15 protein-coding genes are annotated in these 16,303 nt (G+C 58.1%); 10 read left to right on the plus strand and 5 right to left on the minus strand.

Annotation, left to right across the window (positions count from 1 at the left end):
- Positions 1–4: 4 nt before the first annotated feature.
- Positions 5–979 (minus strand): oxygen-dependent tRNA uridine(34) hydroxylase TrhO, encoded by a 975-nt coding sequence (gene trhO, locus LL947_RS13630; RefSeq protein ID WP_290823883.1) that lies wholly within the window; start codon positions 977–979, stop codon positions 5–7.
- Between the two features lie 172 nt (positions 980–1,151).
- Positions 1,152–2,396 (minus strand): phosphoglycerate dehydrogenase, encoded by a 1,245-nt coding sequence (gene serA / locus LL947_RS13635; protein WP_290823885.1) that lies wholly within the window; start codon positions 2,394–2,396, stop codon positions 1,152–1,154.
- A gap of 249 nt (positions 2,397–2,645) precedes the next feature.
- On the opposite strand from serA, the gene LL947_RS13640 reads away from it, so the two are divergent.
- From LL947_RS13640 to djlA, 4 genes are all read left to right on the plus strand, one after another.
- Complete coding sequence (locus LL947_RS13640) at positions 2,646–2,957, plus strand: exodeoxyribonuclease VII small subunit (RefSeq protein ID WP_290823887.1); 312 nt, start codon at positions 2,646–2,648, stop codon at positions 2,955–2,957.
- Positions 2,951–3,841, plus strand: a complete 891-nt coding sequence (locus LL947_RS13645; RefSeq protein WP_499833504.1) for a farnesyl diphosphate synthase — start codon at positions 2,951–2,953, stop codon at positions 3,839–3,841. Before LL947_RS13640 ends, LL947_RS13645 begins: the two co-directional genes overlap by 7 nt.
- An 84-nt stretch (positions 3,842–3,925) precedes the next feature.
- Entirely contained in the window at positions 3,926–5,842 is a 1,917-nt protein-coding gene (dxs, locus tag LL947_RS13650; protein WP_499833505.1) for a 1-deoxy-D-xylulose-5-phosphate synthase, read from the plus strand.
- A gap of 37 nt (positions 5,843–5,879) precedes the next feature.
- Entirely contained in the window at positions 5,880–6,641 is a 762-nt protein-coding gene (djlA, locus tag LL947_RS13655) for a co-chaperone DjlA (protein WP_290823893.1), read from the plus strand.
- A gap of 44 nt (positions 6,642–6,685) precedes the next feature.
- On the opposite strand, the gene trhA is transcribed toward djlA, so the two are convergent.
- Complete coding sequence (gene trhA / locus LL947_RS13660) at positions 6,686–7,357, minus strand: PAQR family membrane homeostasis protein TrhA (RefSeq protein WP_499833506.1); 672 nt, start codon at positions 7,355–7,357, stop codon at positions 6,686–6,688.
- Positions 7,358–7,456: 99 nt separating this feature from the next.
- Positions 7,457–8,092, minus strand: a complete 636-nt coding sequence (gene ribA / locus LL947_RS13665) for a GTP cyclohydrolase II (RefSeq protein ID WP_404414662.1) — start codon at positions 8,090–8,092, stop codon at positions 7,457–7,459.
- Between the two features lie 172 nt (positions 8,093–8,264).
- Here ribA and hemE point away from each other — a divergent pair, with 172 nt between their 5' ends.
- From hemE to LL947_RS13695, 6 genes are all read left to right on the plus strand, one after another.
- Positions 8,265–9,347 (plus strand): uroporphyrinogen decarboxylase, encoded by a 1,083-nt coding sequence (hemE, locus tag LL947_RS13670; protein WP_290823896.1) that lies wholly within the window; start codon positions 8,265–8,267, stop codon positions 9,345–9,347.
- The gene (gene speE, locus LL947_RS13675; RefSeq protein ID WP_499833507.1) at positions 9,344–10,219 is read left to right on the plus strand and encodes a polyamine aminopropyltransferase; all 876 of its coding nucleotides are present in this window, start codon (positions 9,344–9,346) and stop codon (positions 10,217–10,219) included. Before hemE ends, speE begins: the two co-directional genes overlap by 4 nt.
- A 232-nt stretch (positions 10,220–10,451) precedes the next feature.
- On the plus strand, positions 10,452–11,477 hold the full coding sequence (locus tag LL947_RS13680) for an amino acid ABC transporter substrate-binding protein (protein WP_290823900.1): 1,026 nt from the start codon (positions 10,452–10,454) through the stop codon (positions 11,475–11,477).
- A gap of 73 nt (positions 11,478–11,550) precedes the next feature.
- Positions 11,551–12,741, plus strand: coding sequence for an amino acid ABC transporter permease (locus tag LL947_RS13685; RefSeq protein WP_290823902.1), 1,191 nt, complete (start codon positions 11,551–11,553; stop codon positions 12,739–12,741).
- A 19-nt stretch (positions 12,742–12,760) separates the two neighbouring features.
- On the plus strand, positions 12,761–13,861 hold the full coding sequence (locus LL947_RS13690) for an amino acid ABC transporter permease (RefSeq protein ID WP_290823904.1): 1,101 nt from the start codon (positions 12,761–12,763) through the stop codon (positions 13,859–13,861).
- 150 nt (positions 13,862–14,011) lie between these two features.
- Positions 14,012–14,740, plus strand: a complete 729-nt coding sequence (locus tag LL947_RS13695) for an amino acid ABC transporter ATP-binding protein (protein ID WP_404418037.1) — start codon at positions 14,012–14,014, stop codon at positions 14,738–14,740.
- Here LL947_RS13695 and LL947_RS13700 read toward each other — a convergent pair.
- Positions 14,718–16,262, minus strand: coding sequence for a sensor domain-containing diguanylate cyclase (locus LL947_RS13700; protein ID WP_499833508.1), 1,545 nt, complete (start codon positions 16,260–16,262; stop codon positions 14,718–14,720). The two genes, LL947_RS13695 and LL947_RS13700, sit on opposite strands and share 23 nt — an antisense overlap.
- Between the last annotated feature and the right edge of the window lie 41 nt (positions 16,263–16,303).

Below are 16,303 nucleotides of genomic sequence, written 5' to 3' on the forward strand. Positions count from 1 at the left end.
CTTGTCAGGATGTGCGTCGGAGTGTCTTGCTCAGGTCTCGGCCGATAGGGTGCGGTTCGCCCCGCGCCTTGGCCAGATCAATCTGGCGCTGGCGGGCACGCGCCGCTGCACGGGTCTTTTCGGGCAAGGTATCAATGCAGTGGGGGCAGCTAACGCCCAGCTCAAACGCCGCGCTGGCACGGTCGTCAACCGACAGCGGCTGGCGACAGGCATGGCACAGGGTGTAATCGCCCTCACTAAGGTCGTGGCGCACGCTGACGCGGTTATCAAACACAAAGCAGTCGCCGCGCCACAGCGACTCGTCTTCCGGTACTTTCTCAAGATAGCTGAGCACGCCTCCCTTGAGATGATAGACGTTTTCAAAACCTTCCTTGAGCATGAAGCTGGAGGCTTTTTCACAGCGAATGCCCCCGGTGCAGAACATGGCGACTTTCTTGTGCTTTTCCGGGTCGTAGTGTTCCCGCACATAGTCGGGAAACTCGCGGAAAGAGGCCGTTTGCGGATCAATGGCGCCTTCAAAGCTGCCGATGCCCACTTCGTAATCGTTGCGGGTATCAATCACCAGCACCTCAGGGTCGCTGATTACCGCGTTCCAGTCTTCCGGCTCAACGTAGGTACCGACAGTGTCGTTAGGGTCGATGTCCGCCACCCCCAGGGTGACGATCTCTTTTTTCAGCTTGACCTTGGTACGGTAAAACGGCGGCGTATCGCAGAAGGACTCTTTATAGAAAGCCGGGTTATGAGCAATGTCCGCCAGGCGCGGATCCCTGCTCAGCCAGTCTATCAGGGCGTCGATGTTTTCCCGGCGTCCGGCTACCGTGCCGTTGATGCCTTCCCTGGCCAGCAGCAGGGTGCCTTTGATCTGGTTATCCAGCATTACCTGATGCAAGGGTTCGCGCAGCTCGGCGGGGTCGTCCAGGGTGACGAATTTATACAGGGCCGCCACCACAATCGGCGGGGGTTGCGTCGTAGGGGTCATGATGCGCTCCAGGTGGTCGCCCGCGTAAAGGGCGGACCGGATCAAAAACGCGCATTTTACGCGGAACAGGCCGCTCGTGCATCCCGTAAAAACCGCAAGGCCCTACCTGACGGGTAACCGCAGGCAGGGCCTTGTCAGCGGGCTAGTGCCCGTCGGGTCAGTGCGTTGAGTATCAGCTGTTCTGTGCAGAATACAGCGCACGCAGTTTCAGGGTGTGATCAACCTGCTTGAGGGCTTCCAGCGCCGGTGGGCCATAGGCCTTGTCCACATCAATGACCACATAGCCAACCTTGTCGTTGGTCTGCAGGTACTGGCCGGAAATATTGATATCATTCTCGGACAGCACCCGGTTGATCTGCGACAGCACCCCCGGCACGTTGTCGTGGATGTGCAGCAGGCGATGTTTGTCCGGGTGGGCTGGCAAGGCGACTTCCGGGAAATTGACCGACGTCACGGTGGTGCCATTATCCGAGTAGGTAATCAGCTTCTCGGACACTTCAATACCGATATTTTCCTGGGCTTCCAGCGTGGAACCACCGATATGCGGGGTCAGGATAACGTTTTCCAGACCGCGCAGCGGGCTTTCGAACTCTTCGTCGTTACCCTTGGGTTCGACCGGGAAGACGTCAATAGCCGCACCGTTAAGTTTGCCAGACTTGACCGCTTCCGCCAGCGCATCAATCACGACCACGCTCCCCCGCGAAGCGTTGATAAAGACCGCGCCCGGCTTCATGGCGGCAATTTCTTTTTCGCCCACCATCCAGCGGGTGGAAGGCAGGTCGGGCACGTGCAGGCTGACGATGTCAGAGCGCCCCAGCAGTTCTTCCAGTGACCCCACCTGGTTGGCATTGCCCATTCCCAGCTTGGTGACCACATCGTAATAGATGACATTGAAGCCCAGGGATTCTGCCAGCACAGAGAGCTGGGCACCGATGTTGCCATAGCCGACAATACCCAGGGTCTTGCCACGCGCCTCATGGGAGTTCTTAGCCGATTTCAGCCAGCCACCCTGATGGGCCCGGGCACTTTTCTCGGGAATACCACGCAACAACATGATGGCTTCAGCCAGCACCAGCTCAGCCACCGAACGGGTGTTCGAGTACGGCGCGTTAAATACCGCTATGCCGCGCTTGAGTGCGGCTTCAAGGTCAACCTGATTAGTGCCGATACAGAAACAGCCCACCCCGACCAGCTTTTCCGCTGCCGCAAACACGCGCTCGTTGAGCTGGGTGCGGGAACGGATACCGATAAAGTGCACATCACGGATTTTCTCGATCAATGCCTCTTCATCCAGCGATGTCGGCAGATGTTCGATATTGTGATAACCCGCGTTATGAAAATTGTCCACCGCAGTCTGGTGGACGCCCTCAAGCAGCAGGATCTTGATCTTGCCTTTTTCCAGGGACGTTTTGGCCATGGCTGAATCAACCTCTTGGTCAGCGGCTCGCGCCGTGGTTAGGTTCACAAAGGGGGCATATATTAGCACACCCACAGCGGGCAAGTAGCTGCCAAGGGATGAAAAGTATCCTCTAACGGCATGAAAACCGCACAGATTGATGCCAAGGTGGGCAGACGCGGCATGGGTTCCTCGGTGTATACTAGTGCCAACGCAGGTTGGTGCATATTGAAGCGCCGACAGGATCCAGGCAGATACGGTAGGCTGGCCATGAATGACCCTAACACTTCTTCATCACAAGACTTTGCCGCCACGGTCGAGCAGCTGGAAAGCCTCGTTGAGCGGCTGGAGTCTGGCGCCCTGTCGCTGGAAGACTCCCTGAGCGCCTTTGAACGCGGCATCCGCCTGACCCGCGAAGCCCAGCAGCGCCTGGATGAAGCGGAACTGAAAGTCCGCGCGCTTAGCGAAGACACTCAGGGCCGCCCGGCAATGGAACCCTTTGACCCGCTCGAACGCGCTGACCAGACCAGTACCGACGCGCCTGACAGCGACACCGGCCACAAGGATCACCCCCCATGGTAGCCGCTACTTCCTCTCTCGCTGCGCTGCGCCAGAATGCCCAGACGCGCGTTGACGCCACCCTGAACGGGTTATTTGAGGCGCGCAAGCCTGCTGCCCCGCGCCTGGATGCGGCCATGCGTCACGGCCTGCTGGTAGGCGGCAAGCGCCTGCGACCGCTGCTTGTCTACCTTTCCGGCCATGCGCTCGGCGCTGATGAACGCTTACTCGATGGTCCCGCTGCCGCTATCGAGTTGATCCATGCCTACTCGCTGATTCATGATGATCTGCCCGACATGGATGATGACGATTTACGCCGTGGCCAACCCACGGTACATAAAGCCTATGACAATGCGACGGCCATTTTGGCCGGTGATGCCTTGCAGGCCCTGGCGTTCGAAGTGCTGGCCCGACAGCCACACCCGCGACTCGGCCCCATGCTTCACACCCTGGCGCAGGCAGCCGGACGGGATGGCATGGTAGCTGGCCAGGCGTTGGATCTTGAAGCCGTGGGTGGCCACCCGGATGTGGATGCCCTTGCCTACATGCATGCCCATAAGACCGGGGCGCTGATTGAGGCAGCGGTGCGCCTGGGTGGGCTGGTGGCGGTTGAGGCAGCGGACCCTCGCCTGGAGGCCCTCGACCTTTACGCTCGGCGTATTGGCCTTGCATTCCAGATTCACGATGACATTCTGGATGTTACCGGTGATACAGAAACGCTAGGCAAGGTATCCGGTGCTGATCTCGCCCGTGCAAAACCCACTTACCCGGGGCTGCTCGGACTCGTCGGCGCACAACACAAAGCCCGCCAGCTGACCGAGGAAGCGCTTGCTGCACTGGCACCGCTTGGCGAGACCGCCGCTCCGCTGGCCGAATTGGCCCATTACATGATCGAGCGCGACCATTGAAAATGACCACCGTTAGCAACACGATATCGTTACCAAAGGTCTTTGAAAGCGGTCCCTGAAAACGGTCCTTACAAAAGAGTGCCCATGAAGCTGTTCGATGAGATTCCCCGCGAGCGCCCGGCCACGCCGCTGCTCGACTCCTTTGATCACCCCGCTGCCTTGCGGGCCATGCACCTGCGCCAGCTTGACCAGCTGGCGGATGAGCTACGCGCCTACCTGCTGTATAGCGTGGGTGTCTCCGGCGGCCACTTTGGCGCTGGCCTGGGTGTGGTAGAACTGAGTGTTGCCCTGCATCACGTCTACCACACCCCTGAGGACCGCCTGGTCTGGGACGTTGGCCACCAGGCCTATCCCCACAAGATCCTGACTGGGCGCCGCGAGGCCATGACCAGTATTCGCCAGCATGGCGGGCTGGCGGCCTTTCCACGCCGCGCCGAATCCGAATACGACACCTTTGGTGTCGGCCATTCCAGCACCTCGGTGTCTGCCGCCCTGGGGATGGCGCTGGCCGCCAAGGCCCAGCAACACCCCCGGCGGGTGTGTGCGATTATCGGCGATGGCGCCCTGACCGCTGGCATGGCCTTTGAGGCCCTGGCCCATGCCGGCCATGTGGACGCCAATCTGCTGGTTATTCTCAATGACAACGAGATGTCGATCTCCGAGAATGTGGGTGGTATCGCCACCTATCTCGCCCGGATGCTGGCCAGCAAGCCCTACCTGAAGATGCGTGAAGAGAGCAAGAAGGTTCTCTCGCACCTGCCCGGCGCGCTGGAACTGGCCAAACGCACCGAAGAACATATGAAAGGCATGGTCAGCCCGGCGACCCTGTTTGAAGAAATGGGCTTTAACTATGTTGGCCCGATTGACGGCCACGATCTTGATACCCTGACCCAGGTGATCGAGAACCTGCGGGGTCTGGACGGCCCCCAGTTTCTGCATATCAAGACCTGTAAGGGCAAAGGATTTCTGCCTGCCGAGGCTGACCCCATCGGTTATCACGCGATTACCAAGCTGGAACGCCCGAATGCCAGCAAGCCAACGCCCCAGGCACCCAAACCTTCCTCTCCCCGGCCTGCACCACGTAAGTACTGCAATGTCTTTGGTGACTGGCTGTGCGATATGGCGGCAGAAGACGGCCGCCTGATGGGCATCACCCCGGCCATGCGCGAAGGTTCTGACCTGATACGCTTTTCCCGTGAGTACCCAGAGCGCTACTACGATGTGGCCATTGCTGAACAGCATGCGGTGACTCTGGCCGCCGGCATGGCCTGTGAGGACATGAAGCCGGTAGTAGCCATCTATTCCACCTTTCTGCAGCGCGGCTATGATCAGCTGATCCACGATGTCGCCGTACAGAATCTGGATGTCACCTTTGCCATCGACCGTGCCGGCCTGGTCGGCGAGGACGGCCCCACCCACCACGGCAGCCTGGACCTGGCCTACCTGCGCTGTATTCCCGGCATGGTGGTGCTGACCCCGGCAGATGAAGCCGAATGCCGCGCCATGCTGAGCGCTGCCTATTACCATGCCGGGCCCGCGGCCGTGCGTTATCCGCGTGGGACGGGGCCCGGCAGTGAGGTTCCGACACACCTCGACCCCCTTCCCCTGGGGGAAGCCCAGTTGCGACGTACCAGCCAGGCGGACGGCATGCGCATTGCGCTGCTGGCCTTCGGCAGCCTCAATACCGCCGCTGCCGAAGTGGCCGAGCGTTTGGATGCCACCCACCTGAACATGCGTTCCGTCAAACCGCTGGATCGCAACGCTGTCCTCCACGCCGCCGATGAGCACGACCTGCTGGTGACACTGGAAGAGAACGTGGTCGCCGGAGGGGCAGGAAGTGCCGTCAATGAACTGCTGGCGGCTGAAGGTGTTCAGGTGGAAGTGCTCAACCTGGGGCTGCCAGATGACTTTGTGGAGCACGGTACGCCCGCTGAACTGCTCCGCGATTGCGCCCTGGATGTCAATGGCATTGAACACGCCATCCGTGCGCGACTGGCGTAACTTTGCAATGTTTAACGTTTAGATAGTTGAGAATATCATGATATTTCTGATCATCGTGTTTGGCCTGATCGGCCTGGCCTTTGGGGGGGTTATTGGCCTGCTGATCGGTGCCGGGCTTGGCTGGGGGCTGGGCCGATATATCGGCCGCCGCCTGAACGCTGCCCGACGCCAGATTCAGGAGGGCTTTCTGGAATCGATCTTCTCGGTCATGGGCTGTCTGTGTCAGGCGGATGGCAAGGTGACCGACGATGAGCTGAGCGTTGCGGAAAAGCTGTTCGACCAGATGCACCTGCAGGGAAAGGCTCGCGCCAACGCTCAGGCAGCGTTTGAACGTGGCCGCGCTGACAGCTTCGACCTGGAAGCGGAGCTGGCCAAGGTTAACCGCCTGACCCAGCGTCAGCCGACCTTGCGTCAGGTCTTCCTGCAGGTGCAACTCACCGCCATCGCGGCAGATGGCCAGCTGCACCCCGCCGAGCATGAGATGATCCTGCGGGTCGCGCGAGGAATTGGCTGCAGCGACACCGAAGTTCAGCAGATTGAAGCCATGCTCCACGGCGCGGCTGCCAACTCACAGGGCGCCAGCAAGGAAGCGCTGGAGGATGCCTACCGGGTATTGGGCGTTTCGGACCAGGCCAGCGATGCCGAGATCAAGAAAGCCTACCGCCGCCTGATGAGCCAGAACCACCCGGACAAACTGGCCGGCAAGGGCTTGCCAGAGAGCATGCGCGAAGTGGCCCAGGCACGCACCAGCGAAATCGGTAATGCCTATGAACGGATCCGCGAGGCACGCGGCACCTAGCCGGTATTGATGCACGGTGACCGACAATAGCGTCAACAGGCTTTTTAAAGGACCTTATAAGACAAAACGTCATTGTAGACGGCAAGGTAGTGACACACGCTTCCGCCCATGACGAATAAATGCCAGATTGCGTGGTTGTAGGGAATCGCACGGACCGCGTAAAAAATGACACCCAGGGTATACACAATGCCACCCGCCGCCAACAGCACGATGCCTGTCGACGATAAGCTGGCGGCCATGTCTTCCCAGACCAGCACGATCATCCAGCCCATGACCAGATAGACCGTCACGCGCAGCAGCGCCAGACGGTTTGGCCAGCGCCATACGCAAAAAATACCCATCAATGCCAACGACCATACCAGGGCAAACAGTAGCCAGCCCGTGGAGCCACGCATATTGACCAGCAGGAAAGGCGTATAGGTGCCTGCAATGAGCAGGTAGATCGCACAGTGATCAAGCAGCTGAAAGCGCTGCTTCCACAGCCGATGCGGCAAGCCATGATAAAGGCTTGAGGTAATATAGAGCACCACCAGTGTGGTGCCATACAGGCTCAGGCTGACTATCTTCCACGGGTTGATGTGGGTTGCCAGGCTCGCGGATATCACCAGGGTAAGCAGACCTGCCAGGCTAAGAACGGCCCCGATGGCGTGGGAAATACTGTTCAGGCGCTCTTCAATAACGCTGAATTCGCCTTGTGTTTCTGGCGCGTTGTGCATGGATCTCTCCCGGTGGCCGATTATTCGCCGCCCGCACTCTCCAAGCCCCACGTCTTGAATTGCGCGATCACCCCGCTCCTGAAGTACGCTTCATCACCCTTACCCCTTACGCTCAATATCCACGTCACTGGCGTGTTTGAAGTCTTCCAGCGCCATCATGTGGCCAAGCTTGCCCGCCTTGGTGGTCAGATAGTGTTCGTTGTGGGGGTTCAGGCCGGTGGTGATCGGCAAACGCTCCACCACATTGACGCCGTCGCGGGTCAGCGCATCCACCTTGCGGGGATTATTGGTCATCAGCTTGAGGGCGGTGATGCCCAGATGGTCGAGCATGGGCACGCATAAATCATAGCGGCGCATATCCGCGCCAAAGCCCAGCCGCTCATTGGCTTCGACGGTATCCGCGCCTTCATCCTGCAGATGGTAGGCGCGGATCTTGTTGAGCAAGCCAATCCCTCGGCCTTCCTGACGCAGATAGAAGAGCACGCCGCGGCCTTCCTCGGCGATGCGCTTTAGCGCCTCCTGCAGCTGATAGCCGCAATCGCAGCGCATCGAAAACAGCGCATCGCCGGTCAGGCACTCAGAATGAACACGCCCCAGTACCGGCGAGTCGCCGGTGACATCGCCCAGCGTCAGGGCAATGTGGTCCTTGCCCGTTGCGTCATCCTCGAAGCCATGCATGGTGAATGTGGCCCAGGGAGTGGGCAGCCGGGAAGCAGCAATAAAACGAATCGTCACAGGTTACCTCGGTGTCAGCACACCCGTTCAGGTCTGGCGGTGTCTAAAGTTGTTGGCCATGTTATCAGGAAGTGGGCGTCTTTGCCGCGCATTCCCCGGCGTCTTGCCATATCATCCGGCGCCCCTGCTGACCTATAATTGCGTCACTGTTTACTTTTCCAAGAGCTATGTTATGACCTCAGCGTTAAAGAATGACCGTTTTCTGCGCGCCCTGGCGCGCCAGCCCGTCGACCGCACGCCTGTCTGGATGATGCGCCAGGCCGGGCGCTACCTGCCGGAATATCGCGCCAGCCGGGCCGATGCCGGCAGCTTCATGGATCTGTGCCGCAACCAGGATCTGGCCTGCGAAGTCACCCTGCAGCCGCTGGCGCGCTATCCGCTGGATGCCGCCATTTTATTTTCCGACATTCTGACCATTCCGGATGCCATGGACCTGGGTCTGTATTTCGTCACCGGCGAAGGCCCTAAATTCAGGAAGACGGTACGCACCCCTGCCGAGGTTGACGCCTTGAAAGTACCGGACGCCGAGCGTGACCTTGATTATGTCATGAACGCTGTCTCCACCATACGCCGTGAGCTTAATGGCAGCGTGCCCCTGATCGGCTTTTCCGGCAGCCCCTGGACGCTGGCCACTTATATGGTCGAAGGCAGCTCGAGCAAGGATTTCCGCCACGTCAAAACCATGCTGTACGATACGCCGGATGCCATGCATCAGCTGCTTGACAAGCTGGCCCATGCGGTGACGGACTACCTCAACGCCCAGATTCGCGCGGGTGCCCAGGCGGTACAGATTTTTGATACCTGGGGAGGCACCCTGTCGACCCCGGCCTACCGTGAATTTTCACTGCGCTATATGGAACAGATTGTGTCCGGCCTGATTCGCGACCACGATGGCCGCCGCGTGCCGGTGATTCTGTTTACCAAGAATGGCGGCCAGTGGCTGGAAGATATTGCCTGTGCCGGCGCCGATGCCCTGGGGCTGGACTGGTCAACTGAGCTGTCTGATGCACGCGCCCGGGTAGGCCATAAGGTGGCCTTGCAGGGCAACCTTGATCCCAACGTCCTGTTTGCGCGCCCATCGGCCATCCGTGCCGAAGTTGCGCGGATACTGGAAAGCTATGGCCACGGCCCTGGCCATATATTCAATCTGGGCCACGGCATCAGCCAGTTCACCAACCCGGACAACGTGACCGCCTTCATGGAAGCGCTGCACGAACTCAGCCCTCAGTATCACAGGGAGATCAGCGTTCAATGAACCCGATTGCTGACAACCAGTGGTTTACCGAGGTCTTTGACCGCCACGGCAGTGCCTTTTCATTGAAGGTCAGCGAGAAGCTACTGAATGTACACAGCCCCTATCAGCACCTGGAAGTCTACGCCACCGAGACGTTTGGCAATCTGATGGTGCTGGATGGCTGTGTGATGCTGACTGATCGCGACAATTTCCTGTATCACGAGATGATTGCGCACCCGGCGCTGTTCACCCATCAGCAACCTGAACGGGTAGTGATCATTGGCGGCGGCGACTGCGGCACCCTGAAAGAAGTGTTGCGCCATCCGGGCGTCCGTCACGTTACCCAGATTGACATTGATGAAGAAGTCACCAGAGCGGCGGAGCGCTTCTTTCCGGCACTGGTAGACGCCAATGACGACCCCCGCGCTGAGCTACTGTTTGCTGACGGCGTCAAATGGGTCGATGACGCGGAAGATGAAAGCATTGATGTGCTGATTATCGACTCCACTGACCCGGTTGGCCCCGCAGAAGGGCTGTTCAAGACCGATTTTCTGACCCGCTGTCACCGCATCCTGAAACCGGGTGGTGTCATGGTGCAGCAGAGTGAATCACCGCTTTACCACAGTGGCTCCATTATCCGGGAGCTACGCCGGGATATGCGTGACGCCGGTTTTTCCAGCGTCGCGACCTTGCCGTTTCCCCAGCCGGTTTACCCCTCTGGCTGGTGGAGTGTTACCCTGGCAGGCAAAGACTGCTCGGTCGAAACCTTCCGTGAAACGGCGGCGGGCGAACATGCCATGCCGTTACAGTATTACACGGTCGACGCCCACCGCAGTGCGCTGGTGCTGCCTCCTTTCATGCGCCAGGCGCTGGGTGAAACGCCAGACGGCTGATCCATTCTGGCCAACGCATGCACCTTTTTGGTGAAGACAAAGGTCTAAACGGTACACTTGCGAGCAAAAATGTTTCGCAAGTGTGTCTCTGACAGAGAATAATTTGCGTTGAAAAGCGCTGAATCCAGAACCATACCCTTGATGGCACTTTCCTTGCTAGGTTCTAGACACATGCCTTGGCATGCAGTCAACAAAAGAAATAATGATACTTAACCACGTAAGGTGAATTCCCATGCTAAACAAGAAAAGTCTGGTTCTTGCAGTGTCCACGGGTGCGCTGGCGCTGGCCAGTATGTCCAATGCCCACGCATCCACACTTGAAGACACACTGGAAAACGGTGAAGTTCGCTGCGGTGTCAGTGATGGCCTTCCGGGTTTTTCAGCACCCGACGACGATGGCAACTGGCAAGGCCTGGACGTGGATGTCTGCCGTGCGGTCGCCGCTGCTGTACTGGGTGATGCCGATGCCGTTGAATATGTATCCCTCAACGCCGTAGAACGTTTCACCGCGCTGCAATCCGGTGAAGTCGATGTGCTGTCGCGTAACACCACCTGGACCACCACCCGCGACACCACCTTGGGAATCAACTTTGCTGGGGTCAATTTCTACGATGGTCAAGGGTTTATGGTCAATCGTGACCTGGGCATTACTGACGCCTCGGAACTTGATGGGGCTGCCATCTGTGTTCAGGCAGGCACGACTACCGAACTCAATCTGGCCGATTACTTCCGTGCCAACGATATGGAGTTCGACCCCATCGTGTTTGATACCTCAGAGCAGACTGTTGGCGGTTACCAGGCAGGACGTTGTGATGTCCTGACCTCAGACACGTCACAGCTGGCCGCCCTGCGTATTCAGCTGGACGACCCGGACAGCTCTGTAGTGCTGAGTGACGTGATCTCCAAGGAACCGCTTGGCCCCTCGGTGCGCCAGGGCGATGATCAGTGGTTCAATATCGTCAAATGGTCGCTTTCTGCCATGCTTAACGCAGAAGAATATGGCATCAGCAGTGAAAACGTTGACGACATGATGGCCTCTGAAGATCCCAATATCGCGCGCCTGCTCGGTCAGGATGGCAACTATGGTGAAGGCATGGGACTGGAAGCTGACTGGGCCTATAACATCATCAGCCAGGTAGGCAATTATGCGCAGAGCTACGACCGTAATGTCGGCATGGATTCACCCTTGCAGATTGAGCGCGGTGTCAATGCGCTGTGGATCGATGGCGGCGTGCAGTACGCTCCGCCCATCCGTTAAGCGTCTCGTATGACCCAGGCCCGCCGCAAGGCGGGCTTCTTGATCGTGTTTTTGTGCCTCGGAGACGCTACCCATGTCTGTAAAATCCACGCCTCGCCCGGCAGGCCAAAAGCCCCCTTTCTGGCGGGACCCGGCTAAACGAGCGCTTATCTTTCAGCTACTGCTGATTGCTGCCGTTGCCGCCTTTCTGCTTTATATTATTGGTAATACTCAGGACAACTTATCCGAACGTGGGATCACCACCGGGTTTGGTTTCCTGAGTAATACCGCCGGCTTTGGCATTGTTCAGAGCCTGATCGACTATTCCTCGCAAAGCACCTATGGGCGCACCTTTGTTATCGGCCTGCTGAACACCCTGCTGGTAGGTGGCCTGGGCGTGTTAGCCGCCACCCTCATCGGCTTTACCGTCGGGATTGCGCGCTTATCACCTAACTGGCTGATTGCGCGACTGGCCAATATCTACATCGAGACTTTCCGCAATATCCCTCTGCTGTTACAGATTTTTTTCTGGTATTTCGCTGTCTTGCGTACCCTGCCAAGTGCGCGGGAAAGCATGGCCTTTGGCGAGGCCATTTTCCTTAATGTGCGCGGCCTGTACCTGCCCCAGCCGCTGTTCGAATCCGGATTTGGCCTGATTCCTGCAACTTTTCTGGTGGCCATAGCCATGAGTATTGCGCTGGTGATCTGGAACAAGCGCCGCCATGAAGCGACGGGCAAGCGAATCCCCGCGGGCTGGCTGGCTGTGCTGTTGATTTTTGGCCTGCCGCTGGTGGTGCTGATCGCGACCGGCGTGCCGGTGACCTGGGAAATGCCCGAGCTGCGTGGTTTTAACTTCCGCGGCGGCATTACCGTTATCCCCGAGTTTCTTGCCCTGTGGCTGGCACTGTCGATCTATACGGCCTCGTTTATCGCCGAGATCGTCCGCTCAGGTATCCAGGCCATTTCCCACGGCCAGACCGAAGCGGCTCAGGCCTTGAGCCTGCCACGTAACCTGGTCCTCAAACTGGTCATCATTCCACAGGCCCTGCGGGTCATTATTCCACCCTTGACCAGCCAGTACCTTAATCTGATCAAGAACTCGTCACTGGCCACGGCGATTGGTTACCCCGATCTGGTCTCTGTGTTTGCCGGCACAACCCTCAACCAGACCGGGCAGGCAATTGAAGTGATTGCCATGACCATGGCGGTGTATCTCACCATCAGCCTTTTGGTATCGATGTTCATGAACTGGTTCAACGCCCGCGTGGCGCTGGTTGAACGCTAGGCCTGCTGAGGATAACAGAATGATTCATAATCGTGACATGATCACCGAGCGGCCGGCTCCCAAAAGCGTGATTGGCCCAATTGCCTGGCTTCGCGCCAACCTGTTCAACGGCCCGATCAATTCGCTGTTTACCCTGATTGGCCTGTATATTGTCTATCTTCTGTTCGTACCCAGCGTACAGTGGGCCTTTATCAATGCGGACTGGATAGGGACCAGTCGGGACGATTGCTCCCGCGAGGGCGCCTGCTGGGTGTTTGTAAATGCCCGTATCGGACAGTTTATCTATGGGCTCTACCCGAGTGAGGAAACCTGGCGGGCCAATATTATATTTGCCGGTTTCTTTGCACTGATTGCCTGGCTGGCCATTCCCCGCCTGCCTTTCAAACGCTGGGTGGCTATCTTCGCCCTGGTGGCTTTCCCGGTGATTGCCTATGTGCTGCTGCACGGTGGCTATTTCGGTCTGGAGCGCATTCCAACCAATCGTTGGGGCGGCCTTATGCTGACCCTGTTGCTGGCCACGGTGGGCATGATAGCCGCCTTGCCGATTGGCATCATGCTGGCCCTTGGGCGGCGCTCAGACATGCCGATTGTGCGAAGCTTTTGCGTGGTCTTTATCGAATTCTGGCGCGGCGTGCCTCTGATCACCATTCTGTTCATGGCCTCGGTCATGCTACCGCTCTTCCTGCCCGGCGATATGAACATTGACCGTCTGGTGCGGGCACTGATCGGTATCACCCTTTTCCAGAGTGCTTATATGGCCGAGGTGATTCGCGGTGGCCTGCAGGCCATCCCCAAGGGCCAGGAAGAGGCTGCCGCCGCTCTGGGGATGACCTACTGGAAACGCATGGGCCTGATTGTGCTGCCCCAGGCGCTGAAGATGATGATTCCCGGTATCGTCAATACCTTTATTTCGCTGTTCAAGGACACCACTCTGGTGATGATCATTGGCCTGTTTGATCTGCTGGGTATCGTCCAGGCGGCGCTGTCGGATTCCCGCTGGCTGGGCTTCTCGCTGGAAGGCTATGTGTTTGCCGCCTTCATGTTCTGGGTGTTCTGTTTCAGCATGTCGCGCTATAGCCAATATCTTGAACGCAAACTGCACACTGGCCACCGGAACTAGCGACACTGAGTAACCACAAGGTGACAGCAAACACCGCAGTGACAGGCGGCGTCTGTTAAACAAAGACTTAAAGACTGATTGATCAATATCAGTTTATAAAACAGGGTGAATATCGCTATGGCACAAACAGCGATCGACAACGCAGACCTGATGGTCGAGATGGACAATGTCAACAAATGGTTCGGCGATTTCCATGTGCTGCGGGATATCAACCTGCAGGTCAAGCGTGGGGAGCGCATCGTGATCTGTGGGCCATCCGGCTCCGGTAAATCCACCATGATCCGCTGCATCAATCACCTTGAAGAGCATCAGCAAGGCGATATCACGGTAGGCGGTGTGCCCCTGACCCGGGATATAAAGCGCATCGAGCAGATTCGCCGCAGCGTGGGCATGGTATTCCAGCACTTCAACCTGTTCCCGCATCTGAGTGTGCTGGAAAACTGCTGCATTGCCCCCATGTGGGTGCAAAAGAAACCACGCCAGGAAGCCGAAGCATTGGCCATGAAGTATCTGGAACGGGTGCGTATCGCTGAGCAGGCACTCAAGTATCCTGGCCAGCTCTCAGGTGGCCAGCAGCAGCGCGTGGCTATTGCCCGCTCACTGTGCATGCACCCTGAGGTCATGCTGTTTGACGAGCCAACGTCAGCCCTGGACCCCGAGATGATCAAGGAGGTGCTTGACGTCATGGTCGAACTGGCGGAGGAAGGCATGACCATGCTGTGCGTTACCCACGAGATGGGGTTTGCCAAAACCGTGGCTGACAGGGTGATCTTTATGGATCAGGGCCAGATCATCGAGGAAAACGCCCCACAGCCTTTCTTTAACAACCCCCAATCAGAGCGTACCCAGCTGTTTCTTAGTCAGATTCTGGGGCATTGATGCGTTCCCAGTAGGCGAACACCTGGTTACGGCCCGCTTCTTTTGCGGCATAGAGGGCCTGATCGGCCTGCGCCACTGCCATCGCCTGGCAGTGGCGTATGTCTTCCTGGTGATGCAATGCCTGCTTCATATCCAGGCACTCGGGCGTGCTGAAGCTGGCAATCCCGACGCTTACGGTCATGGACACACTGACCCTGTTGTCCTGAATATTCCCTGACGGTTCTTCCAGAGGCGCCAGCATGAAGCTGTCTTCAGCGATACTCCGGCGCAGACGCTCTCCTAACGCCAACGCCTGACCGTCATTCAACTCTGCAGCGATAACGGCAAATTCCTCGCCGCCCATTCTTATCAGGCAATCGTCAGGGCGCAGCTGCGCCTGCAAGCGCTTTGCAAGATCAACCAAGAGGGCATCCCCCGCCGGGTGACCATAAAGGTCGTTGATCTGCTTGAAGTAATCAATATCCAGCAATAGCAGAAAATGGCGACCGAGACTGCAGCGTTCAGACAGTTCTGTAAGACGGCGTCGCATGCCCCGTCGATTAAATACCCCGGTCAACTCATCCATTTCGGCGGCCACATTGGCCAGCACTTCACCCTGCTTGCGCTGACTGATATCAATCATCAAGCCTGCCAGGCCCAGCAAACGCCCATCTTCAGCCAGGTGCGCTTCAATGACCAACTCGTACCAGCGCACGTCGCCCATCAAGGTCTTGAGCCTGACATCGTGGCGACAGTTTGACTGGCCAGAGGAGAATCCCTGGCGTAAGCGCTCCCATAAGTGGCGGCGATCATCAGGCAATACGTGGGCCAGCAGACGCCGCAGTGGCAAGGTGGCATAGTCTGCGGGGTAGCCCAAGGCGTTCATTAACACCGATGAACACCAGGTTGCCTGGGAATTGGGGTCGACTTCCCAGGCACCACAGCCCGCGACGCGCTCGAGCAGGGCCACCTGACGTTTGCGGCTACTCAGCTGGTGGCGATAGATGGTCGAAGCGATCAGTTCCGCGGCCACGACCAGCGCCTGCAGGCCGGGGCCCGGCCAGTCAATTTCCCGCTCACAATCATCAAAGCCCAGAGTGCCCCACCACTGGCCGTTGACCATGATGGGCACCGTCACCATGGAGCGTATCTGCTGACTTTCCAGGTTGCTGCGTACGGAACCGGCCGGCAACTGCGAGACAATACAGCTATGCGCACTCCCTTGCTGGCGGCGAGCCACCATATCCGCATATTCGCTATCGTCAATAATGGTGGTGAAAAAGCGAAAGCGACGCTGGGTCAACTGCCGATAACGAGGCGCGGCGGCCCATTCAAAGACGTAATCCTGCAGAATGCCATCAGGAGAACGCTCAAGCAGCTGAAACACCCACACCCGACTGACACCGGATGCCTCCCCCAGTCTGGCCAAAAGCTGGTTAACACCATTACTCCAGAAACGTCGTTGCAGTAGCGCAGTACTTCCGGATGCCAACGCATCCAGCAGTTTTGCCACATCGGGCGACAAGGGTTCAGGTGCAGGCATGGGTAGGCTTACCTTGAAAATTAATGCTATTTAATAAAGCC

Origin of the sequence: Halomonas sp. BLK-85 (assembly GCF_044792155.1) — a bacterium.
GTDB lineage: Bacteria > Pseudomonadota > Gammaproteobacteria > Pseudomonadales > Halomonadaceae > Vreelandella.